This window comes from Streptomyces sp. NA02950 (assembly GCF_013364155.1).
In the GTDB taxonomy this organism is placed as follows: Bacteria; Actinomycetota; Actinomycetes; order Streptomycetales; family Streptomycetaceae; genus Streptomyces.
In genome coordinates this window covers 4145030-4167500 of sequence record NZ_CP054916.1, presented here as the reverse complement: position 1 = coordinate 4167500, position 22471 = coordinate 4145030, and the positions used below count along the sequence as shown (strand labels likewise).

Sequence of the window (22471 nt, the reverse complement as noted above, 5' to 3'; positions counted from 1 at the left end):
CTTGTCGGGTAAGTTCCGACCTGCACGAATGGCGTAACGACTTCTCGACTGTCTCAACCATAGGCCCGGTGAAATTGCATTACGAGTAAAGATGCTCGTTTCGCGCAGCAGGACGGAAAGACCCCGGGACCTTTACTACAGCTTGATATTGGTGTTCGGTTCGGCTTGTGTAGGATAGGTGGGAGACTGTGAACTCTGGACGCCAGTTCAGGGGGAGTCATTGTTGAAATACCACTCTGGTCGTGCTGGATGTCTAACCTGGGTCCGTGATCCGGATCAGGGACAGTGTCTGGTGGGTAGTTTAACTGGGGCGGTTGCCTCCTAAAGGGTAACGGAGGCGCCCAAAGGTTCCCTCAGCCTGGTTGGCAATCAGGTGTTGAGTGTAAGTGCACAAGGGAGCTTGACTGTGAGACTGACGGGTCGAGCAGGGACGAAAGTCGGGACTAGTGATCCGGCGGTGGCTTGTGGAAGCGCCGTCGCTCAACGGATAAAAGGTACCCCGGGGATAACAGGCTGATCTTCCCCAAGAGTCCATATCGACGGGATGGTTTGGCACCTCGATGTCGGCTCGTCGCATCCTGGGGCTGGAGTCGGTCCCAAGGGTTGGGCTGTTCGCCCATTAAAGCGGTACGCGAGCTGGGTTTAGAACGTCGTGAGACAGTTCGGTCCCTATCCGCTGTGCGCGTAGGAGTCTTGAGAAGGGCTGTCCCTAGTACGAGAGGACCGGGACGGACGAACCTCTGGTGTGCCAGTTGTCCTGCCAAGGGCATGGCTGGTTGGCTACGTTCGGGAGGGATAACCGCTGAAAGCATCTAAGCGGGAAGCCTGCTTCGAGATGAGGGCTCCCACCCACTTGATGGGTTAAGGCTCCCAGTAGACGACTGGGTTGATAGGCCAGATATGGAAGCCGGGTGACCGGTGGAGTTGACTGGTACTAATAGGCCGAGGGCTTGTCCTCAGTTGCTCGCGTCCACTGTGTTGGTTCTGAAGTAATGAACCGTGTCCATGTCCGGTTCAACTTTATAGTGTTTCGGTGGTCATTGCGTTAGGGAAACGCCCGGTTACATTCCGAACCCGGAAGCTAAGCCTTTCAGCGCCGATGGTACTGCAGGGGGGACCCTGTGGGAGAGTAGGACGCCGCCGAACAATCTTTAGAAAAAGCCCGGTTGGGAGCCCAGTCTCCCGACCGGGCTTTTTCCATTGCCCGTTCGCGGCCCCTTTGTAGGCTGGCGGCATGCGCTACGACCTGGTCATCTTCGACAACGATGGGGTGCTCGTCGACAGCGAGCCCATCTCCAATCGGATCCTCGCCGCCCATCTCACCAGTCTGGGACACCCCACCAGCTACGAGGACTCCCTACGCGACTACATGGGGTCCGCCATGCACCGCATCCATGAACTGGTCCTGGCTCGCACCGGACAGCGCCTTCCGGCGGACTTCGACACCACCTTCCACGGCCGTGTCTTCGACGCGTTCGCCCGTGAGCTGGAGGCGGTGACCGGTGCGCGCACGGTGCTGGAGAAGCTGCGTGCGGACAGCGTTCCGTTCTGCGTCGCCTCCTCCGGAAGCCATGAGCGGATCAGGGTCGCCCTGCGGAAGACGGGGCTGTACGAACTCTTCGGCGAGGAGCGCATCTTCAGCTCCGAGGACGTGGGCCGCGGTAAGCCCGCGCCCGATCTGTTTCTGCACGCCGCCGAGCGGATGGGCGTCGCGCCCCGGCACTGCGCGGTCATCGAGGACAGCCCCCTCGGCGTTCAGGCCGCCGTGGCCGCGGAGATGGACGTCTACGGCTACACGGCGATGACACCGCCGGACAAGCTGGCGGCCGCCCAGGCGCTGTTCGCGGATATGGCCGAGCTTCCCCAACTGCTCGCGGCTACCCACAGGTAGGCGTCTGGCCGTACGCTCCACGGCCATGACGGATACGCGCCCGACCCCGCGTCTGCGACACGGCCGGACCGCACTGACCCTCAGCTTCTTCGTCCAGGGCGCGATCTTCGCTCTGCTGGTGACCCGGATCCCCGCGCTCCAGGACCGCTACGGGATATCCGACGGGCTGCTGCCCGCCTTCCTCGCCGCCGTGCCGATCCTCGCGGGCGTCGGGAGCGTGGGCACCGCGTACCTGGTGAAGCGGGTGCGGCCGGGCCAGGTGCTCCGCTGGGTGCAGCCCGTTGTCTCGCTCGCCCTGCTCGCCGCGGGTTCGGGCACGGCCGTGTGGCAGGCCGCCCTCGCCCTCGGGGGGTTCGGCCTGACCGTCGGGGCGCTCGACGCGTCCATGAACATGCTCGGGGTGAGCCTGCAACGCGCGTACGGGCGGAGCATCATGCTCGGCTTCCACGCCGCGTACAGCCTGGGCGGGATCACCGGTGCCACCTCGGCCTGGGCGGGCGCCCACGGGGAGATACCGCTGCCCGCGCTCTACGCACCGGTGGTCGCCCTGCTGGTGCCGGTCGCCCTCGTCGCCTCCCGCTGGTACGTGGACCAGCGGGACACGGGCCGCCCCGAGGCGGCACCCGCCGCCCAAGCCGCCGGCGCACCCGTGGGCATGAGGCCACTGCTGCCGCTCTGCCTCGTCATGGCGTTCACCTATATCGGCGACTCGACCGTCTCCAACTGGGGCGCCAAGTACCTGGAGGACGTGCTGCACAGCTCCGAGCAGCTGGCCACCCTCCCGTACAACGTCTACATGGTGATCACCCTCCTCGGCCGTTCCTTCGGTGACCTCGGGGTACGGCGCTTCGGTGCCGTCGCCGTGGTCCGGGCCGGAACGCTGCTGGCGGCCGGTGGTTTCGCGGTGGTCGCGACGGCGCCCGGCCCCTGGGCGGGGCTGCTCGGCTTCCTGCTGCTGGGGCTCGGATTGTGCGTGCTGGTGCCGCAGACCTTCGCGGCCGCCGGGCGGCTGTTCCCCGGGGCGTCCGACGCCGCCGTCGCCCGCCTGAACATCTTCAACTACGTCGGCTTCCTGGTCGGCTCACCGCTCGTGGGCGCACTCGGTGGCGCGTGGAGCTACCGGGGCGCCATGCTGGTGCCGATGGCGCTGGTGCTCGCGACGATGCCGTATGCGCGGTCGTTCGCTCCTGTACCAGCCAGATACGGTGACGGTCATGAGCGGCCGCGCACAGTTGATGTGGGATGAGGAAGTAACCGGATACGACTTCGGCACCGGGCATCCGATGGACCCGGTCCGGCTCGCGTTGACCATGCGACTGGTCGAGGCGTTCGGGCTGGACCGGGCGGTCGGGGTGGTGGCTGCCAAGGCGGCCGGGGATTCGACGCTCCGGCTGGTCCACCGCCAGGAGTACATCGACGCGGTGCGGCGGGCCTCGGCGGATCCGGCGTCGGCGGACGGTTCCTACGGGCTCGGGACCATGGACGACCCGGCGTTCGCCGGGATGCACGAGGCGTCGGCGCTGATCGCCGGTCAGTCGGTGGGCGCGGCGGAGAGCGTATGGCGCGGTGAGGCGCTGCACGCGGTGAACTTCGCGGGCGGGCTGCACCATGCGATGCCCGGTGGCGCGGCCGGGTTCTGTATCTACAACGACGCGGCGCTGGCCGTGGCGCGGCTGCTGGAGCTGGGCGCCGAGCGGGTCGCGTACGTGGACGTCGACGTGCACCACGGGGACGGGGTGCAGACGGCCTTCTGGGACGATCCGCGGGTGCTGACGATCTCTCTGCACGAACACCCCCGCACGCTCTTCCCGCAGACCGGCTGGCCCGAGGAGACGGGCGGGGACGGTGCCGAGGGCAGTGCGGTGAACCTGGCGCTGCCGGCCGGTACCGGGGACGCCGGATGGCTGCGGGCGTACCACGCGGTGGTGCCGGAGCTGTTGGCCGCGTTCCGGCCGCAGGTGCTGGTGACGCAGCACGGCGCGGACACCCATATCGAGGATCCGCTCGCCCACTTGGGGGTGACCGTGGACGCGCAGCGGGCGGTCGCGGAGAGCTGCCACCAGCTGGCGCACGACCTCACCGAGGGGCGGTGGGTCGCGCTCGGGGGCGGCGGCTACGCGGTGGTGGAGGTGGTGCCGCGGTCGTGGACGCATCTGGTGGCGATCGCGGCCGGGCGTCCGATGGCACCCGCGACGGAGGTGCCGGAGGACTGGCGGCGGGAGGTCTACCGGCGGACGCGTCTGGAGGCGCCGCGCCGGATGACGGACGGACGCGAGCCGCGCTGGCGGGACTTCGCGGAGTCCGGTTACGACCCGGCGGACCGGCTGGACCAGTCGATCCTGGCGACCCGCCGGGCGGTGTTCCCGCACCACGGCCTGCTTCCGTAGCGGCTCGCTCCGGCGGTCGTTAGGCCAACCGTGGGGTCTCGGGGCGTTCCCCGGCAGCGGGCCGCCATGATCCGTCAGCATCGTGGGCGTGTTGAGTACCGCCTCGCTGCGTGCGCATCTGCTGGCGGCGCGGCTCGCCGGACCGGTGGCCACCAGCCGGGAGGAGAGCCTGCGCCGCTACCGGCACTTCGCCGCCCGGGATCCCCGGGTGCTGCTCGGCCTCGAGCCCGAAAACGACTGGTTGTTCCTGGATTTGCTTCGCCTGATGGGCGACAAATGCGGAGTTTCGATCAATCCGGCTCACACTTCAGGTCAGGATGTGATCGACCCAGAGCGGACGATCACCGCCCTGGATGCCTTCGCGGCCCGGCTGCGGGCCGCCGCCCGGGACCGTCTCCCCGTCCTGCTCGGCACCGGCCATCCCCACCGACTCCTCGGTTTCTACGCCTCGTTGGCGTCGGCGCTCTCGGCGGCCGGATGTCGTGTGCTCACCCCGGGGCAGGGTAGATGTGTCGACATAACCACCCGGTTCGGAGTACGTATGTACCAGCTCGTCTACGTACAAGGAGTCGCGATGGTGCGGGAGCCCGGCGCCCGCCCGAGCCCGAGTGAGCCGGGCGCCCACAGTCACTCCCCGCTCCCGGTTCGGGTCGCGCTGGGCTGCGCCGCGGCGTCCGGCGGCACCCTGCCGGGACTGGTGATCGGGGACCACGGATGGGTCTGCGGAGCAGGTCAGCTGGGCTTTGAGGCCATGGGGCCGGGGGACACCGACGACCCCGCGCTGTTCGTCGGGGAGGCCGAGGGGCGGGTGTCGGTCGCCGTTCCGCTTGATGACGCTGTGCGGCCTGATTGCTACCGGCCGCTCACTCGCTATGTACTCAATCGGGCGTGTCTGTCACAGTAGGCGTCCGATAGCTACTCCTCTTCCCCACTTGCATCACGCGCCCCTAATCTGGGGAGGAGCGCGCATGCGACCAGGAGTCACCGGAGGGGAAGCCGGTGCCCGACATGTGCGGAAGGTTCAGGTGTGTCATGGCTGCTGGCGAAAGGCCTCTGAACGAGGTTCAGTTTCTGACCGTGGCGGAAGTTGCCTCGGTGATGCGAGTGTCCAAGATGACCGTGTACCGCTTGGTGCACAGCGGTCATCTGCCGGCGATCCGGGTGGGCAGGTCCTTCCGGGTCCCAGAGCAAGCGGTTCATGAATACCTCCGCGAGTCCTATGTGGGGGTGGAGTCCGCTTAGGTCCGGTCCGGTACGGGCCTGCGGAAGACCCTCGGATTACGTGGTTCGCTCGGTGCCGGGTAGGCTGGCCCGATGTAGGTCGTGTGGGCTCGGACGCCCCGCACCGAGTGATTCGAAGTGAGCGAGGGTAGTCGTGGGCTCTGTTATCAAGAAGCGGCGTAAGCGGATGGCCAAGAAGAAGCACCGCAAGCTGCTCAAGCGCACGCGCGTCCAGCGTCGCAACAAGAAGTAAGCAAGCGACGCTGTGTCCGTCCCGCAGCCCTTCCACCGCCGGTGGGAGGGCTGCGGTGTATGTACGGCTTCCGCCCCCGCGGTGACCCCGGTCACAGCCGTGGCCACGGCTTAAAACGCCGGTCGGCGCGGCGAGTGGTCATCACAGTGCAACATCAACCGGTTACGGTGTTCGGCACAGCCCAGCTCGGACGAGGGTGGGAAGGAAGGCGCTGATCTTGGGAAAGGTCGTGCTCGTCACCGGAGTCGCACGCCGGCTGGGAGGTCGTTTCGTACGGCGCATACAGCGTGAGCCCGATGTCGACCGGGTGATCGGCGTGGACGCCGTGGCACCCGAACACCACCTCGGCGGCGCCGACTTCGTCCGGGCCGACATCCGCCACCCCACGATCGGGAAGCTGCTCGCCGAGTTCGGCGTGGACACCGTCGTCCACATGGACATCAACGGCACCCCGCTCGGCGCCCGCAGCAACCGGGCCTCCGTCAAGGAGACCAACGTCATCGGCACCATGCAGCTGCTCGGTGCCTGCCAGAAGGCCCCGTCGGTCCAGCGGCTCGTGGTCAAGTCCAGCACCAATGTGTACGGCTCGGCGCCCCGCGACCCCGCCGTCTTCGGCGAGACCACGCCCCCCAAATCGCTGCCCAGCGGCGGCTTCGCCAAGGACACCGTCGAGGTCGAGGGCTATGTCCGCGGCTTCGCCCGGCGCCGCCCCGATGTCGCGGTGTGCGTGCTGCGCTTCGCCAATATCCTGGGGCCGTGCGCGGACTCCCCGCTCGCCGAGTACTTCGCGCTGCCGGTGCTGCCCACCGTCATCGGCTACGACCCCCGGCTCCAGTTCGTCCACGAGAAGGACGCCATCGAGGTGCTGCGGATCGCCGCCTCCGAGCCCCGCCGCGGCACCCTCAACAGCGGCACGTTCAACATCGCCGGGGACGGGGTACTGCTGCTCTCCCAGGCCGCCAGGCGGCTCGGCCGCCCCACCCTGCCGCTGCTGCTGCCCACCCTCCGCTGGGCCCGTACCGCGCTGCGCTCCCTCGGCGTCACCGACTTCTCGCCCGAGCAGGTCCGGCTGCTCACCCACGGCCGGGTCGTGTCGACCAACGAGATGCGCGAGACCCTGGGTTTCGAACCCGAGCACACCACCGCCGGCGCCTTCGCGGACTACGTGCACAGCCGCGGTCCCGGGCTGCTCCCGCCCGAGACCCTCGCCCGTACCATCGACCGGCTCGCCGCGCTGCTGCCCGCCGGCGCCCAGAATTGAGGAGCGCAACCACCATGGCGGATGCCAAGGTCATTCCGTTCGGTGAGGATCCGCGGTCCCGGAGAAAGGGCCCCCGTCCGGGACGCGCCAAGCGGTCCCAGGGCTCGCTGAAACCCGTACCGCAGCAGCGCGACGAGGAGCTGGGGCAGGGAGCCGACGCCACCGAAGCCACCACGGCGGCCTCCGCGGTGCCGCCCCTGCCGCCGCACCCGCCCAAGCGCGCCCCGGGCGGCGGCGACTGGGAGCGCAGACTCGCCCACGGGCTGAGCTTTCTGCGCCGCCGGATCACCGGTGACTACGAGGTCGACGACTTCGGCTACGACCACGACCTCACCGACCAGGTCCTGATGTCACTGCTCCGCCCGATGTACGAGAAGTACTTCCGGGTCGAGGTGAAGGGCATCGAGAACATCCCGGACAGCGGTGGCGCGCTGGTGGTCGCCAACCACTCCGGGGTGCTGCCGCTGGACGGGCTGATGCTCCAGGTCGCGGTGCACGACAACCATCCGGCCGACCGCCATCTGCGGCTGCTCGCCGCCGATCTGGTCTTCATGCTGCCCGTCATCAACGAGCTGGCGCGCAAGGCGGGCCACACCCTGGCCTGCGCCGAGGACGCCCAGCTGCTGCTGGAGCGCGGCGAGGTGGTCGGGGTGATGCCGGAGGGCTTCAAGGGGATCGGCAAGCCGTTCTCCGAGCGGTACAAGCTCCAGCGCTTTGGACGCGGCGGCTTCGTCTCGACGGCGCTGCGCGCGGGGGCGCCGATCGTGCCGTGCTCGATCGTGGGCGCGGAGGAGATCTATCCGATGGTGGGGAACGCGAAGACGCTGGCGCGACTGCTGGGTGTGCCGTACTTCCCGGTCACGCCGACCTTCCCGCTGCTCGGGCCGCTGGGCGCGGTGCCGCTGCCGACGAAGTGGACCATCCAGTTCGGTGAGCCGATCCCGACAGACGGGCATCCGCCGGAGGCGGCGGACGACCCGATGCTGATGTTCAACCTCACCGACCAGGTACGAGAAACGATCCAGCACACCCTCTACAAATTGTTGGTGCAGCGGCGGTCGGTGTTCTTCTGAGCCGGTGAGCGGGCCGACGTCATGGGGGCGTGCCCCATGCCCCGACGGACGGAGTCCGGCGCGGGCGGCCGGTGGTGGCATCACCGGCCGCCGACGTGGTCACCTCGTGTCGTCGCCGTTGAGGTCGAGGCCCGGCAGTAGGTCGGGCAGCAGCGGCGGAATGGTGATGTCCGGCTGCGTCGGCTTGCTGCCGGTGTCGCCGCGGCCCGGGGACGGGCTCGGCGTCACGGCACCGGCCGGCGGGTCGAGCAGATCGCCCGTACCGCCGATCAGCCCCTGGTCCTCGGACGCGACGGGGGCCGACGGACGCGGCCGGCTGGTCTCGTCGGTGCGGCCGCCGCTCGGGGCGGCCGAGGCCGAGGACGGATGGCGCTCCGGCGAGACCCCGCCCGAGCGCTGCGGCGCCTCGGCGCCCGGCCGGCCCGAGTGGCTCCGCTGGTCCTTGGTGGTGGGCAGCAGCGGCTGGAGCGGGCCGACCTCCTGGTCTATGGCGGCGAAGACCGAGCTCACCTCGTCCCGGACGTCCGCGAGCTGGAACGGCAGCCGCTCGCGCAGCTGGCTCCAGCTGTCGCGGTGGGCCTTGGCGAAGGAGGACAGCTCCTGCATCGGGCCGAGCGAACCATCCCGCTCGTAGACCTGGTGCAGCAGCCGGTGGCCCTCGGACGCGTCATGGCGCATACCGGTCAGGGCGCGGCGGATCTCACGCAGTGAATCGTGGTCCAGCTCGCCGGAGCGGGCCCGCTCCATCAGTCGGCGCGCCTCGCTCATCCGTGTCGACGCCTGGTCCAGATAGATCCGGCCCCGCGCGGCGTCGCCGTCCGCCATCTCCAGCTTCAGGTCCTCCATGCCGCGCTTGAACCCGTAGAGGGTGTCGCCCGGCAGGGCGTCCGAACTGGCCGCGGCGACCCCGCCGAACGCGCCCGCCGCGACCCCGACCGTGAGCCCCCCGGCCGCGAGCCCCTTGGACCAGCGCGAACGGGGCCGCAGTCTGGACACCGGTGGCTTGGCGCGGTGGGCGCCGCCGGGGCGGCGGCGCTGCTCGGGCACGCGTGGGCCGCCCTCGGCGAAGGCCGCTTCCATGGCGGCGATCAGCTGGGCCCGCTGTGTGGTCCTGACCTCGGGGTCCAATACCGGTGCCGGCAGCTCGCCGAGCCCGCTCGCCAGGGCCACCATCCGTCTCTGCTCGGCGCTCTCCGCCGATGAGCCGGGTTGCTGGTGCGGCGTCTCGTCCCGGGTGGCCTGGTGCTTGCTCTCCAGGGCCTCCAGGGCCTCCAGGGCCTTGGCGAAGGCGTTCGCCCGCCGGTGTGCCGATACGTTCGCGATCACAGGCGGCACCTCCTCTCGTCGTGACGGTCGACTCCCCAGGACACCCGAAGGTTCCTTCCCACCCGTGGGACCACCCGATCGAGTGAGTGGGTACGGGCAGGGTACGACCACAAGGCGCCTGCATCCCCCACAACGAGCGGCGCAGCACCCGGGTTACGCCCTCCCGAGGAGCGGGCCGGACGTGCCGGAGGGGGCACCGGGGGGGGCAGTGGATCCCGGTCAGCGGGCGTCGTCGGGGAGGAGCCTGGCCAGGGTGCGCACGGCCCGGTACTGAAGGGTCTTGATCGCGCCTTCGTTCTTCCCCATCACCCGGGCGGTCTCGGCGACCGAGAGCCCCTGGAGGAAGCGGAGCGTCACGCACTCCTGCTGCTGCGGGTTGAGCTTGCGCACCGCTTGCAGCAGGGCCGCGTTGGACAGCGACTCCAGGACGGAGTCCTCGGGGCTGCGCTCGACCTCGTTGGCGTCGAGCATCTCGCCGGTGGTGACCTCCAGCCGGAAGCGGCTGGACTTGAAGTGGTCGGCGACGAGATTGCGGGCGATGGTCACCAGCCAGGCGCCGAAGTCGCGGCCCTGCCAGGTGAAGGTGCCGATGCGGCGCAGGGCGCGAAGGAACGTCTCACTCGTGAGGTCCTCGGCGGTGGCCCGGCCGCCCACGCGGTAGTAGATGTACCGGTAGACGGTGTCGGCGTACTGGTCGTAGAGCCGGCCGAAGGCCTCGGCCTCGCCCGACTGGGCGCGCTCGACCAGGTCCATCATCCGGCGGCTGTCGCTGTCGGCGCTCGGCCGGCGGGCGGTGGAGGCGCCGCCGCGGGAGCGTCTGCCCACCGCAGCGCCGCCGTCGGCCAGGGCGTAGCAGGAGCTGGCCTGGCCGGACCGGTGGACCGTGCCGACGGATGGGCTGACGGGCACGGGCGTGGCGAGCGCGGGGACGGCATACGCGGTGGGGACGAAGCCGCGCAGACAGTCGAGGACCGTTGCGCGCAGCGTAGCCAGGCCCGAGGCGTCAACCCCGACGTGTGGGTACACGGGACTCCCAGAGGCAGAGCTTCCATCACGTGCAGTACGGGACCGTTCACCCGCCGTAGGGACGCGTGGGTACCGGTTTGCGTCTAAGGAGAATAACGCTTCGTATAGGCAGCACTACACCCAGTTGCTCAAATCATCGTTTCCGTTCACTCCGTTATGGATTGATGACGCATCAAGTACCGAATGGCGGACGGATTTTGATCGGAAACTTTCATGGCTTGTGCGATTACATGGCGTGTTGTGACAAACCGGCGGTAAGGGGACTGGCGGGGGCGCTGTGGGGTAGGAAGTGCGGATTGACCGAAACAGGATGGTCGCGGTCGGTCGGTGACGCTCCGTATCGATGGGCAGGTCGTCACACAGCGCAATCAGCGGTCAGCCCCGACCGCGCTCGGTCAGGCTCGTGCGCGCTCGGTCGCGGGCAGCCGTCACCGCTGGTCGGAGCGGAATGAGGGGCTCAGCGGGAGCCGGGGGGAGGGTGCGGTCGGGGCGCGGTCAGCGACGGCGCCGGTGCAGCGCCACGGCGGCCGCCGTGCCGCCCGCGACCGCACCCACCCCGGCCGCCGCCGGGATGCCGATCCTGGCCGCCTTGCGGCCGGTGCGGTAGTCGCGCAGCCGCCAGCCGTTGTCCCGGGCGTGTTTGCGCAGCCGCCCGTCCGGATTCACGGCGTACGGATGGCCCACGATCGACAGCATTGGGATGTCGTTGGCGGAGTCGCTGTAGGCCGCGCAGCGGGCCAGGTCCAGCCGCTCGGCCGACGCCAGCGCCCGTACGGCCTCCGCCTTGGCCGGGCCGTGCAGCGGTTCACCGACCAGCTTGCCGGTGTAGATCCCGCCGACGGATTCGGCCACGGTCCCCAGCGCCCCGGTCAGCCCCAGCCGCCGGGCGATGATCGTCGCGGTCTCCACCGGGGCCGCGGTCACCAGCCAGACCCGCTGCCCGGCGTCCAGGTGCGCCTGGGCCAGGGCCCGGGTGCCGGGCCAGATGCGGTCGGCCATGTACTCGTCGTAGATCTCCTCGCCGATCGACATCAGCTCGGAGACCCGGTGGCCCTTGACGATGGACAGCGCGCTGCTGCGCACGTCCTCCATATGGGCCGGGTCCTCGACGCCCGCCATCCGGAACCAGGTCTGCTGCCAGGCGAAGCGGGCCAGTTCGCGCTTGCGGAAGAAGTGCCGCTTGTACAGACCGCGGCCGAAGTGGAAGAGGGCGGCGCCCTGCATGACCGTGTTGTCGAGGTCGAAGAAGGCGGCGGCCTGTTCGTCCCCGACGACGGGGAACTCCGGTTCGGCGACGGACTGCGGCGCGGGAGTCTCGGCCGACGACTTGCGCGCCGCCTCGGCCGACGCCTCTCCGGCGAGGACGCTCCGCTCCGTGGCGGGTCGTCGACGGTGGGTGAACCATCCCAGTGCGGCCATGAAGCGAGCATAGCCAGCGGCGCGGCCCATCCCGTTACGCCCGGGTGTATGGACGATTCAGGTTGCGCGAAAGGGGGGCGGCGGGGTCAGCCGCCCAGCGCGGTCCGCAGCCGCTTGGGGTCCACCCGCCAGAAGTCGTGCTGGGCGCCGTCCACCAGGATCACCGGGATCTGCTCCCAGTACTTGCGGTAGAGCTCCTCGTCCTGGGTGATGTCCTTCTTCTCCCAGGGGGTGCCCAGCTCGCCGCAGACCTTCTCGATCACGGCCTCGGCGTCCTCGCAGAGGTGACAGTCGGGCTTGCCGATCAGTGTCACCGTGCGCTCGGCGGGGTTCTTGCGGGGTGTGCGGCGCAGCAGGGGACTCATGCTCGCCATTGTGCCCGGGTCCACGGGGTCGATTACGATCGTGGGCGATTTATAGGTGTCCGGGGGTAAAAAGGTGAGGAGTGAGGGCCTGTGCTCCCGTCGGCGCCCCACGGGTACGCGTGTGCCTGCCGGGAACGGTGTGATGCAGGTCGTGGTTCCGGGCGCGGCCGGAACGGGTGCGTGACACCGGTCACTTTGCTCGGACAAAGCGGACACCATCTTTGTGCACGCGTTCACAAAGACATAGCCTGCTGTCGATGGGGCGGTCATGCACCTGTGGACCGCCCGCAGCCCCGCTCTACCCGCAGGAGCACCGTGGCAACTGGCCGAACTCACCGACCGGCGACCCGAAGCCGAGGGATTCCCGAGGCCACCGTCGCCCGGCTACCGCTGTATCTGCGCGCCCTGACGGCGCTCTCCGAGCGCTCGGTGCCCACGGTGTCCTCCGAGGAACTGGCGACCGCGGCCGGAGTCAATTCGGCCAAGCTCCGCAAGGACTTCTCCTACCTGGGTTCCTACGGCACCCGCGGCGTCGGCTACGACGTGGAGTACCTCGTCTACCAGATCTCGCGGGAGCTCGGCCTCACCCAGGACTGGCCCGTGGTGATCGTCGGTATCGGTAACCTCGGCGCCGCCCTCGCCAACTACGGCGGCTTCGCCTCCCGTGGCTTCCGGGTCGCCGCGCTGATCGACGCCGATCCGGCGATGGCGGGCAAGCCCGTCGCGGGCATCGCGGTCCAGCACACCGACGAGCTCGAGAAGATCATCGACGACAATGGTGTGTCGATCGGTGTGATCGCCACCCCGGCGGGCGCGGCCCAGCAGGTCTGTGACCGGCTCGTCGCCGCGGGTATCACCTCCATCCTCAACTTCGCGCCCACCGTGCTGTCCGTTCCGGACGGGGTGGACGTGCGCAAGGTCGACCTCTCCATCGAGCTCCAGATCCTCGCCTTCCACGAGCAGCGCAAGGCGGGCGAGGAGTCGACCGGCCACGAGGAGGGCGCGGGCGCCGTTCCGCAGGCCCCCGTGGCCCCCCACACCCGGACGGCCGCGGGCGGACCCGGCGCCGACGGCGGCCGGCAAGGACCTGACGGGGACGTACCCGCCGTGATGCCGGCATGAGTCTCCTCGTCGTCGGACTGAGTCACCGCAGCGCGCCCGTGAGCGTGCTGGAGCGCGCCGCCCTGGTCGGGGACGAGCAGGCGAAGCTGGTGCAGGACACCCTCGCCGCCGAGCCCGCCACCGAGGCCGCGGTGCTGGCCACCTGCAACCGCATCGAGCTCTACGCCGACGTGGACAAGTTCCACGCCGGGGTCGCCGAGCTGTCCACGCTGATCGCCCAGCACACCGGCGTCGGCCTGGACGAGCTCACCCCCTATCTCTACGTCCACTACGAGGACCGGGCCGTCCACCATCTGTTCTCGGTGGCCTGCGGACTGGACTCGATGGTCGTCGGCGAGGGCCAGATCCTCGGCCAGATCAAGGACGCGCTGGCGCTCGGACAGCAGCTGCACACCGCGGGCCGGATGCTGAACGACCTGTTCCAGCAGGCGCTGCGGGTCGGCAAGCGGGCGCACAGCGAGACCGGTATCGACAAGGCCGGGCAGTCGCTGGTCACCTTCGGCCTGGAGCAGCTGGCCGGACCGGCGCCGGTGGCCGAGTGGGCCGCCGGGAAGCGTGCGCTGGTGATCGGCGCGGGCTCGATGTCCTCGCTGGCCGCCGCGACCCTCGCCCGCGCCGGTGTGGCAGAACTGGTGATCGCCAACAGGACGTTGGAGCGGGCGCTGCGGCTGGCCGAGTCCCTGGCCGAGCAGCACGCCGCCACCGACGCGGTCCGGATCGCCGGGCTGGTCGCCCGCGCCGTACCGCGGGACCGGGTCGCCGCCGAACTGCCGCACGCCGACATCGTCGTCTCCTGTACCGGCGCCACGGGTGTGGTGCTGACCGCCGACGAGCTGCGCACCGCGCTCGCCCAGCGCGCGGCCTGCCCCCCGGCGGGCGGGCCCGGTGACACGGACGGGGTCGCGCTGCTGGACCTGGCCATGCCGCGGGACATCGACGCCGCGGCACACCGGATCGACGGCCTGCGCCTGGTGGACATCGAGTCGCTCGCCGAGGCGGCCGCCACCCCGGCCGACGGATCGGGACCGGCCGCCGGGGCGATGGCCGCCGACGTCGACCAGGTCCGAGGCATCGTTTCCGCCGAGGTCGCCGCCTTCGGGGCGGCCCAGCGCGCCGCGCACATCACCCCCACCGTGGTCGCGCTGCGTACCATGGCGGCAGATGTCGTCGCGAGCGAGGTCGCCCGGCTCGAGGGACGTCTTCCCGACCTGGACGACAAGCAGCGGTCCGAGATCACGCAGACCGTGCGGCGGGTCGTCGACAAGCTGTTGCACGCGCCCACCGTGCGGGTCAAGGAGCTGGCGAGCACCCCGGGGGGTGCCGGGTACGCGGACGCGCTGCGCGAGCTGTTCGACCTCGACCCGCAGGCGGTCGCCGCTGTCAGCCGCGCCGACGCGGGCGGCCCCGGCGCCGCCCCCGCACGCGGCACCGCCGAACGGAACGACCCGAAGGGAGGCCGGGCATGAGCGCCACCCCTGCCACCCCCGCCACCCCCACCGCACCGCTGCGCCTGGGCACCCGCCGCAGCGCACTCGCCATGGCCCAGTCCGGGCTGATCGCGGACGCGGTGCGGACGCTGACCGGACGCCCCGTCGAACTGGTCGAGATCACCACCTACGGCGACACCTCGCGGGAACAGCTCGCGCAGATCGGCGGCACCGGCGTCTTCGTCTCCGCGCTGCGCGAGGCACTGCTGCGCGGTGAGATCGACTTCGCCGTGCACTCGCTGAAGGACCTGCCGACCGGCGAGCCCGAGGGGCTGGTGCTGGCCGCGATACCGCGCCGCGAGGACCCGCGCGACGCGCTGATCGCCCGTGACGGGCTCACCTTCGCCGAACTCCCTCCCGGCGCGCGGATAGGCACCGGCTCGCCCCGCCGCGCGGCCCAGCTCAACGCGTGGGCCCGTTCGTTCGGCCTCGCCGTCGACACCGTGCCGATCCGCGGCAATGTCGACACCCGCATCGGCTATGTGCGTTCGGGGGAACTGGACGCCGTGGTACTCGCCGCCGCCGGTCTGGTCCGGATGGGACGGATCCACGAGGCGACCGAGATCCTCGACGCCGACCACATTTTGCCCGCCCCCGGCCAGGGGGCCCTGGCAGTCGAATGCGCCGCGTCCGACGCTGCACTCGCTGCCCTGCTCGCCGAGCTCGACGACCCGCACACGCGGGCCGCCGTGACCGCCGAGCGATCCCTGCTCGCTGCCCTGGAGGCCGGTTGCAGCGCACCTGTGGGTGCGCTGGCCGACCTGCTGGGCGACGCTCAGGATGTCACCGAAATGCGCCTGCGCGGCGTCGTCGGCACCACCGACGGCTCGGCGCTGGTGCAGCTGTCCACCACCGGTCCCGTACCCGCTTCGCCTGGTGAGGCCGTGTCGCAGGCTCAGATCATGGGTCGCGAACTCGCCACCGAGATGCTCGCGAAGGGTGCGGCCGGTCTTATGGGGGAGCGAGCACTTTGAACCCCACCGCCCCGAACCACCCCGGCTGCGGACAGGTCACCTTCCTCGGCGCAGGCCCGGGAGATCCGGGCCTGCTGACGCTGCGCGCCGTGGAGGCACTTGCCGCCGCCGACGTACTCATCGCCGACCCTGACGTGCTCGACGTGGTACGTGCGCACGTCAGGCCGGGTGTGGCCGCGGACGCGCAGGGCGCACCGCAGCAGACGGACGCTGACGGGTCGTCAAGCTCCGCCGATGTCCCGGTACTCCGGGACACCGCCAATCTTGTCATGGCGGCCGCGCGCGGCGGCAAGCGGGTCGTCCGCGCCGTCGCGGGCGACCCCGGTCTCGACGGGTACGCCGCCGACGAGATGCTCGCCTGCGCCGCCGAGGGCCTCGTCTTCGAGGTGGTGCCGGGCATCGCGGCCGCGGTGGGGGTGCCCGCCTACGCGGGGGTGCCGCTGCGGGACGCGCAGAACGCCGACGTCCGCTTCGTGGACGCGCGGACCGCCGACGAGCGCTGCTGGAGCGAGGTCGGCTCCTCGGACGCCACCGCCGTCGTCTCCGCCACCCTGGAGAGCGTCGCCGCCGCGGCCGGGGAGCTGGTGGCCGCGGGCCGTAAGCCGGACACCCCGCTGACGGTGACCGTCGCGGGCACCACCACCCGCCAGCGGACCTGGACGGCGACGCTCGGGACCATCGCGCAGGTGCTGAAGTCCGCGAAGGTGCTGCCGTCGCCGCAGGGCGCACAGCCGGTGATAGCCGTGGTGGGCGAGCGGGGCGCGGCCGAGCGGCGCGACCAGCTGTCGTGGTTCGAGTCCAAGCCGCTGTTCGGCTGGAACGTCCTGGTCCCGCGGACCAAGGAGCAGGCCGCCTCGCTCTCCGACCAGCTGCGCTCGTACGGCGCGGTGCCCAGCGAGGTGCCGACCATCGCGGTCGAACCGCCGCGCACCCCGCAGCAGATGGAGCGTGCGGTCAAGGGCCTGGTCACCGGGCGCTACGAATGGATCGCCTTCACCTCGGTCAACGCGGTCAAGGCGGTGCGCGAGAAGTTCGAGGAGTATGGGCTCGACGCCCGCGCGTTCGCCGGGATCAAGGTCGCCGCGGTCGGTGAGCAGACCGCCAAGTCGCTGATCGACTTCGGCGTCAAGCCGGATCTGGTGCCCAGCGGTGAGCAGTCCGCGGCCGGGCTGCTGGAGGACTGGCCGCCGTACGACCCGGTCTTCGACCCGATCGACCGCGTCTTCCTGCCGCGCGCCGACATCGCCACCGAGACCCTGGTCGCCGGGCTGATCGAGCTGGGCTGGGAGGTCGACGACGTCACCGCGTACCGGACCGTGCGCGCCTCGCCGCCGCCGGCCGAGACCCGCGAGGCCATCAAGGGCGGCGGGTTCGACGCGGTGCTGTTCACCTCGTCGTCCACCGTGCGGAACCTCGTCGGCATCGCGGGCAAGCCGCACAATGTCACCGTCATCGCCTGTATCGGCCCGGCCACCGCGAAGACCGCGGAGGAGCACGGCCTGCGGGTGGATGTGCTGTCGCCCGAGCCCTCGGTGCTCAAACTGGCCGAGGCGCTCGCGGACTTCGGGGCCGCGCGGCGCCAGGCCGCGATCGAGAACGGGGACCCGGTCACCCGCCCGAGCGAGCGGCGGCCGGGATCGAGGAGGAGGGCACGCTCGTGACCAGGTACGGCAGTTTCCCGGGAGCGCGGCCGCGGCGGCTGCGCACCACTCCGGCGATGCGGCGCATGGTCGCCGAGACCCGGCTGCACCCCGCCGAGCTGATCCTGCCCGCGTTCGTGCGGGAGGGGGTGAGCGAGCCGGTGCCGCTGGCGTCGATGCCGGGCGTGGTCCAGCACACCCGGGAGACCCTGCGGAAGGCGGCCGCCGAGGCCGTCGAGGCGGGCATCGGCGGGATCATGCTGTTCGGGGTGCCGGAGGAGGCCAAGAAGGACGCCGTCGGTACGCCCGGCACCGATCCGGACGGGATTCTCCAGCTGGCCATCCGGGACGTCCGGGCCGAGGTCGGCGACGACCTGGTGATCATGTCGGACCTGTGCCTGGACGAGCACACCGACCACGGCCACTGCGGCGTCCTGGACGCCGAGGGCCGGGTGGACAACGACGCCACGCTGGAGCGCTACGCCGAGATGGCGCGGGCGCAGGCGGACGCCGGCGTCCACACGGTGGGCCCCAGCGGGATGATGGACGGCCAGGTCCGGGTGGTCCGCGAGGCGCTGGACGCCATCGGCCACCAGGACGTGTCGATCCTGGCCTACACCGCCAAGTACGCCTCCGCGTTCTACGGCCCCTTCCGCGAGGCCGTCGGCTCCTCGCTCAAGGGCGACCGCAAGACGTACCAGCAGGACCCGCCCAACGCCCGTGAGGCGCTGCGGGAACTGGAGCTGGACCTCGCCGAGGGCGCGGACATGGTCATGGTGAAGCCCGCGCTGCCCTACCTGGACATCCTGCGGCGGATCGCCGACGCGGTGGACGTACCGGTGGCGGCGTACCAGATCTCCGGTGAGTACGCGATGGTCGAGGCGGCCGCGGCCAACGGCTGGATCGACCGCGACCGCGCCATCATGGAGACGCTGACCGCCGTGCGGCGCGCGGGCGCGGGGATGATCCTCACCTACTGGGCCACCGAGGTCGCCCAGCGGCTGAACCGCGGCGAGTAAGCCCCCGGGGCCGGTGGTCACCGGCCCCTGACCACAAGATCGGCCGCCGTCCGCCCGGGTGCCACCCGGCGGGCGTTGGCCTCGTCGGAGCCGAGAACGAAGCGCTCGGCCTCCGCGCGCGGTTTGCCGAAGCGCTCATGACGGTCGATCAGCCTGCGCACCCGCTCCTCGCCGTCCAGCTCGATCCACCAGGTCTCGTCCAGCAGCTCGCGCACCGGACGCCACGGTTCCTCGCCGAGCAGCAGATAGTTCCCCTCGGTGATCACGAGGGGGACCTCCGGCGCCACGGGGACGGATCCTGCGAGGGGCTGCTCCAGCTCGCGGTCGAACCCCGGCGCGTACACCGTCTCCCCGTCGCGGGGTGTGCGCAGCCGCCGCAGCAGGGCGGTGTAGCCGTACGGGTCGAAGGTCTCCGGGGCGCCCTTGCGGTCCAGCAGGCCGAGTCTGCGCAGTTCGGCGTCGGCGAGGTGGAAGCCGTCCATCGGGACCAGGACCGCCCGCTCCGCCCCCAGCGCGTCCACCAGATACCGGGCGAGGGTGGTCTTCCCGGCGCCGGGCGGTCCGGCGACACCGAGCAGCCGGCGGCCGCCGGTGGCGGCCAGCCGCTCGGCGCGGTCCAGCAGGTCCTGGGGGATCATGGCGGCGCTTTCGGGCGGGGTTCCGGTGTCCGTTCAGGCTCGCATACCGCCGTCGACCGGCAGTATGGCGCCGGTGACGTACGAGGCGCGGTCGCTGAGCAGCCATGCGGCGGCCTCGGCGATCTCGATCGGCTCGGCGGGGCGCCGCAGCGGCGTACGGGCGTTGAGCCGGTCGATGACCCCGGGCGACCGGTCGGCCCACGCGTGGATCATCTCGGTCATGGTGGTGCCGGGCGCGACGGCGTTGACGCGGATGCCCTCCGGGCCGTAGCTGATCGCGGCGGACTCGGTGAGGCTGTTGACGGCCCGCTTGATCGCACCGTACGCGGGCAGGTCCGGGTTGCCGCGGAAGCTGCCGACGCTGGAGTTGTTGACGATGGCGCCGCGGCCCGCGGTGGCCTGGATGGCCTTGATCTCGGCCGCCATGGAGCGCCAGACGCCCTTCAGGCTGACCGTGGTGATCAGGTCGAAGTCCGCTTCGGCCACATCGGCCAGCGGTGCGGGCGGAATGGCCGCCCCGGCGTTGTTGAAGGCGGCGTCCAGTCTGCCGTGCAGGGCGACGGTCCGGTCGACGGCCGTCTGGACGCCGGCCGCGTCGGCCAGGTCGCACAGCACGTAGTCGGCGGTGCCGCCCGCTGCCCGGATCTCCTCGGTCACGGTCCTCAGCTGGGCCTCGGTGCGGGCGGCCAGCACCACCGCCGCGCCCTCACGGGCGAAGAGCCGCGCCGAGGCGGCGCCGATGCCCCGCCCGGCGCCGGTGATCAGCGTGACCTTGCCGCTGAGCAGGCCGGGGGAGGTCGGCTCAGGGGTGGGGCCGGGGATCGCGGGCTCGCTGGTCGGTTCGTTCATTCCCTCATCCTGCGCGGTGCCGGGCGTCCTGTGGGTGCCGCCGTCGGTTACGGCGCCGGGGGCGGGCCGGCCGGATACGGTGGCCGGCCCGAGCGGGGCGGGGGCGGACTCCGGTCCGCCCCCGCCCGTCCGGCGTCAGCGCACCGCGTTCCAGGAGTGCGCCACGTCCACGACCACGTGTCCGTCCGACTGGAACACCCGGAACGGAAGCCGGGCTCGCACGCCCAGCCCGACCTGGGTGTCGCCCTCGAAGCTGCTGCCGAACCGGGTGTCCTTGAAGGTCTTGTACCCCGTCAGGTTCACACCCGGAAGAGGCTTGCGCGCCCGGCCCGGGTACGTCTGGGCGCCGGTCTCCGGGTCGTAGCTGGGCGCGGACACCCGGATCTCCAGCACGGCGCCGCCGCCGACCGGGATCTCCTCACCGGAGCCGTCCTGGTACAGGGTGTCGACATAGGCCACCCGGTAGCCGATCCTGCTGGCGGCCGTACCGCCCTTGACGTCGAAGACCATGCGGTCGAAGCACTCGTGCCGACCGGTCCTGATGTTTTCCAGCGGCTTGTGGGCCGCCGGCTGCGCGCTCTTCTCCCCGCTGCCCCAGCCGGTGGCGCAGGCGGCCGCCGCCGACGGCTTGGCGGCGGCGTGCGCCGCCCCCATCGTCGTCGCCAGTCCGGCTCCTGCCAGTGCCATCGCCGCGAGCGCGGTCCCCCACCGTCGCATATCGGACCCCCATGTGAATGGAAAACGGATGTACATGGGGTTTGACGGACCGTAGCCGTCCGGGGTTGTGCCGCTGCCGGAGACTGTCGCAAAGAGGACGATCGTGTTCCGGCCAGCGTACGCCGACCGGCGGCCGGGCGGCCGGGCGGCCGGGGGGGGTTAACCCCAACTGCGTTGGCCGGGTGACCGGATGGGATCGGCGGGCCGGTTCCGCGAGCCTCGACGGCATGCGAATCCTCTCCGGCAAGACCACCGCGCTGGCCCTCGCCACCGCCGCCACGGCCGCTCTCCTCACCACCGTCTCCAGCGCCGACGCGACCGGGGGAGAGCTGTCCGGCAGCTCCTCCCGCCCGCTCGACTGGCGGCCGTGTCCGGGCACCGGACACGACCCGCGCCAGCAGTGCGCGACGCTGAAGGTGCCGCTGGACTACCGCGACCCCGGCGGGAAGCGGATCTCGCTGGCGGTCTCCCGGATCCGCAGCGAACGGCCGGCGGACCGCCGGGGCGTCCTGCTCCTGATCCCGGGCGGCCCGGGCTCCCCGGGCCTGGACCGGCCCACCACGCTCGGCAGGCGGCTGCCGGAGCCGGTGCGGGACGCCTACGACATCGTGAGCTTCGATCCGCGCGGCATGGGCCGCTCCACCCGGGCGAGCTGCGAACTGTCCACCGCCGACCTGTCGCCCACCGCCTCGCGCCCCTGGCCCGCCGCCGACGGGAGCATCGCGCGGAACGTGACCACGGGACGCCGCATCGCCGACCGTTGCGCCCGCAACGGCGGCGAGCTGCTGCGCAGCGTCAGCACGGTGAACGAGGCGCGGGACATCGACAGCGTCCGCCAGGCGCTCGGGGAGCGGAAGCTGTCGGCGTGGGGCATCTCCTACGGAACGTACGTGGGGTCGGTGTACGCGCAGATGTTCCCCGAGCGCACCGACCGCTGGGTGCTGGACAGCAACGACGACCCGGATCCGGAGCGGGTGGAGCGCGGCTGGCTGGCCAACTACACCGTCGGCGTCGAAAACACCTTCCCGGCCTTCGCCGCTTGGGCCTCCGCCCCCGACAGCCCGGTCCGGCTCGCCGACACCCCCGCCGGGGTGCGCCGCAAGGTCCTGGCCCTCGCCGCCCGTCTGGACGCGAAGCCGCTGTCGTGGCCCGGGGCCAACCCGCCGGAGCTGAACGGCAATGTGCTCCGCCAGAGCGTGCTCACCGCCCTGTACTCCCGGGACAGCTTCGAGGGCCTGGCCAAGCTGATCGCCGACGCGGACGCGGGCAAGGTGCCCGGCGCGGTGCCGCCGGACCCCACCCAGGACGCCGTGGCCGTTTCCTTGGGGACCATCTGCAACGACGTGGAGTGGCCGAGGTCCGTTCCGGCCTACGCGCGCGATGTCGCCGCGAGCCGCAGGAGCCACCCGCTGACCGCCGGTATGCCGGTGAACGTCACGGCCTGCACCTTCTGGCACGACACCCCGCGGGACAAGCCGGTGCGCATCACCGACCAGGGGCCGTCCAACGTCCTGCTGGTGCAGAACAAACGCGATGTGGCCACCCCGTACAGCGGGGCACTGAAGCTGCGGCGCGCCCTCGGTGACCGGGCGCGGATGGTCAGCGTGGACGCGACGGGCCACGGCGCGGCCTACCAGGGCCCGGGGAAGGGCAACCCCTGCGCGGACCGGCGGGTGACCGACTTCCTGCTGACCGGCGAGCGCCCGCACCGGGACACCACCTGTCCCGGCGTCCCTGGCCGGGGCGGTCACCCGGTTCGGTGATCTTCGGCCCTCCGGCTGACGGGGGTGGTGGGGCACTGCC

Annotated in this window: 21 protein-coding genes and 2 rRNA genes (1 of these 23 only partly in view); 16 read left to right on the top strand and 7 right to left on the bottom strand. The window is 71.0% G+C overall.

The genetic code is table 11. The features are described 5' to 3' along the window. The 10 genes from HUT19_RS18000 to HUT19_RS17955 form a co-directional block, all read left to right on the top strand. A 23S ribosomal RNA gene (locus tag HUT19_RS18000) occupies positions 1-958 on the top strand; it begins 2164 nt to the left of the window's first position. Positions 959-1029: 71 nt separating this feature from the next. After that, positions 1030-1146: ribosomal RNA gene (gene rrf / locus HUT19_RS17995) — 5S ribosomal RNA — on the top strand. Positions 1147-1234: 88 nt separating this feature from the next. Further along, a complete protein-coding gene (locus tag HUT19_RS17990; RefSeq protein ID WP_176181468.1) occupies positions 1235-1891 on the top strand; it encodes an HAD family phosphatase in 657 nt (218 codons plus the stop codon). A 25-nt stretch (positions 1892-1916) separates the two neighbouring features. After that, positions 1917-3137: an MFS transporter gene (locus HUT19_RS17985; protein WP_176181467.1), complete on the top strand. Its 1221-nt coding sequence runs from the start codon at positions 1917-1919 to the stop codon at positions 3135-3137. Beyond that, the gene (locus HUT19_RS17980) at positions 3106-4278 is read left to right on the top strand and encodes an acetoin utilization protein AcuC (protein WP_176181466.1); all 1173 of its coding nucleotides are present in this window, start codon (positions 3106-3108) and stop codon (positions 4276-4278) included. Before HUT19_RS17985 ends, HUT19_RS17980 begins: the two co-directional genes overlap by 32 nt. Positions 4279-4366: 88 nt before the next feature. Continuing rightward, the gene (locus HUT19_RS17975) at positions 4367-5182 is read left to right on the top strand and encodes a phosphatase (protein WP_176181465.1); all 816 of its coding nucleotides are present in this window, start codon (positions 4367-4369) and stop codon (positions 5180-5182) included. A 128-nt stretch (positions 5183-5310) separates the two neighbouring features. Further along, positions 5311-5520 carry a helix-turn-helix domain-containing protein gene (locus HUT19_RS17970; protein WP_014053989.1) on the top strand — a complete coding sequence of 70 codons (210 nt, stop codon included), beginning with the start codon at positions 5311-5313 and terminating at the stop codon, positions 5518-5520. A gap of 133 nt (positions 5521-5653) precedes the next feature. Beyond that, entirely contained in the window at positions 5654-5752 is a 99-nt protein-coding gene (locus tag HUT19_RS17965) for an AURKAIP1/COX24 domain-containing protein (protein ID WP_003948845.1), read from the top strand. 217 nt (positions 5753-5969) lie between these two features. Beyond that, positions 5970-7013, top strand: a complete 1044-nt coding sequence (locus tag HUT19_RS17960) for an NAD-dependent epimerase/dehydratase family protein (protein ID WP_176181464.1) — start codon at positions 5970-5972, stop codon at positions 7011-7013. 14 nt (positions 7014-7027) lie between these two features. Next, on the top strand, positions 7028-8086 hold the full coding sequence (locus HUT19_RS17955; protein ID WP_176181463.1) for a lysophospholipid acyltransferase family protein: 1059 nt from the start codon (positions 7028-7030) through the stop codon (positions 8084-8086). Positions 8087-8185: 99 nt separating this feature from the next. On the opposite strand, the gene HUT19_RS17950 is transcribed toward HUT19_RS17955, so the two are convergent. The 4 genes from HUT19_RS17950 to HUT19_RS17935 form a co-directional block, all read right to left on the bottom strand. Continuing rightward, a complete protein-coding gene (locus HUT19_RS17950) occupies positions 8186-9412 on the bottom strand; it encodes a DUF5667 domain-containing protein (protein ID WP_176181462.1) in 1227 nt (408 codons plus the stop codon). A gap of 219 nt (positions 9413-9631) precedes the next feature. Then, entirely contained in the window at positions 9632-10438 is an 807-nt protein-coding gene (locus HUT19_RS17945) for an ECF subfamily RNA polymerase sigma factor, BldN family (protein ID WP_176181461.1), read from the bottom strand. Between the two features lie 495 nt (positions 10439-10933). Then, positions 10934-11857 (bottom strand): HAD family phosphatase, encoded by a 924-nt coding sequence (locus HUT19_RS17940; RefSeq protein WP_176181460.1) that lies wholly within the window; start codon positions 11855-11857, stop codon positions 10934-10936. 86 nt (positions 11858-11943) lie between these two features. Beyond that, on the bottom strand, positions 11944-12222 hold the full coding sequence (locus HUT19_RS17935) for a glutaredoxin family protein (protein ID WP_176181459.1): 279 nt from the start codon (positions 12220-12222) through the stop codon (positions 11944-11946). Positions 12223-12537: 315 nt separating this feature from the next. On the opposite strand from HUT19_RS17935, the gene HUT19_RS17930 reads away from it, so the two are divergent. Genes HUT19_RS17930 through hemB form a run of 5 tightly spaced genes read left to right on the top strand, consistent with a single transcriptional unit; the run spans position 12538 to position 18464 of the window. Continuing rightward, positions 12538-13344: a redox-sensing transcriptional repressor Rex gene (locus tag HUT19_RS17930; RefSeq protein ID WP_176181458.1), complete on the top strand. Its 807-nt coding sequence runs from the start codon at positions 12538-12540 to the stop codon at positions 13342-13344. Further along, complete coding sequence (locus HUT19_RS17925; RefSeq protein WP_176181457.1) at positions 13341-14810, top strand: glutamyl-tRNA reductase; 1470 nt, start codon at positions 13341-13343, stop codon at positions 14808-14810. The genes HUT19_RS17930 and HUT19_RS17925 overlap by 4 nt, the downstream gene beginning before the upstream one ends. Further along, positions 14807-15805 (top strand): hydroxymethylbilane synthase, encoded by a 999-nt coding sequence (hemC, locus tag HUT19_RS17920; protein ID WP_176181456.1) that lies wholly within the window; start codon positions 14807-14809, stop codon positions 15803-15805. Before HUT19_RS17925 ends, hemC begins: the two co-directional genes overlap by 4 nt. Beyond that, positions 15802-17466 carry a uroporphyrinogen-III synthase gene (locus HUT19_RS17915; protein WP_176181455.1) on the top strand — a complete coding sequence of 555 codons (1665 nt, stop codon included), beginning with the start codon at positions 15802-15804 and terminating at the stop codon, positions 17464-17466. Before hemC ends, HUT19_RS17915 begins: the two co-directional genes overlap by 4 nt. Continuing rightward, on the top strand, positions 17463-18464 hold the full coding sequence (gene hemB / locus HUT19_RS17910; protein ID WP_176181454.1) for a porphobilinogen synthase: 1002 nt from the start codon (positions 17463-17465) through the stop codon (positions 18462-18464). Before HUT19_RS17915 ends, hemB begins: the two co-directional genes overlap by 4 nt. A 17-nt stretch (positions 18465-18481) precedes the next feature. Here hemB and HUT19_RS17905 read toward each other — a convergent pair whose 3' ends face one another. The 3 genes from HUT19_RS17905 to HUT19_RS17895 all read right to left on the bottom strand — a co-directional run bounded on the left by HUT19_RS17905 (position 18482) and on the right by HUT19_RS17895 (position 20668). Next, positions 18482-19102 (bottom strand): nucleoside/nucleotide kinase family protein, encoded by a 621-nt coding sequence (locus HUT19_RS17905; RefSeq protein ID WP_176181453.1) that lies wholly within the window; start codon positions 19100-19102, stop codon positions 18482-18484. 33 nt (positions 19103-19135) lie between these two features. Further along, positions 19136-19951: an SDR family NAD(P)-dependent oxidoreductase gene (locus tag HUT19_RS17900; RefSeq protein ID WP_176181452.1), complete on the bottom strand. Its 816-nt coding sequence runs from the start codon at positions 19949-19951 to the stop codon at positions 19136-19138. A 135-nt stretch (positions 19952-20086) separates the two neighbouring features. Then, entirely contained in the window at positions 20087-20668 is a 582-nt protein-coding gene (locus HUT19_RS17895; RefSeq protein ID WP_176181451.1) for a hypothetical protein, read from the bottom strand. Between the two features lie 227 nt (positions 20669-20895). On the opposite strand from HUT19_RS17895, the gene HUT19_RS17890 reads away from it, so the two are divergent. Continuing rightward, positions 20896-22431, top strand: coding sequence for an alpha/beta hydrolase (locus tag HUT19_RS17890; protein ID WP_176181450.1), 1536 nt, complete (start codon positions 20896-20898; stop codon positions 22429-22431). Positions 22432-22471: the final 40 nt, after the last annotated feature.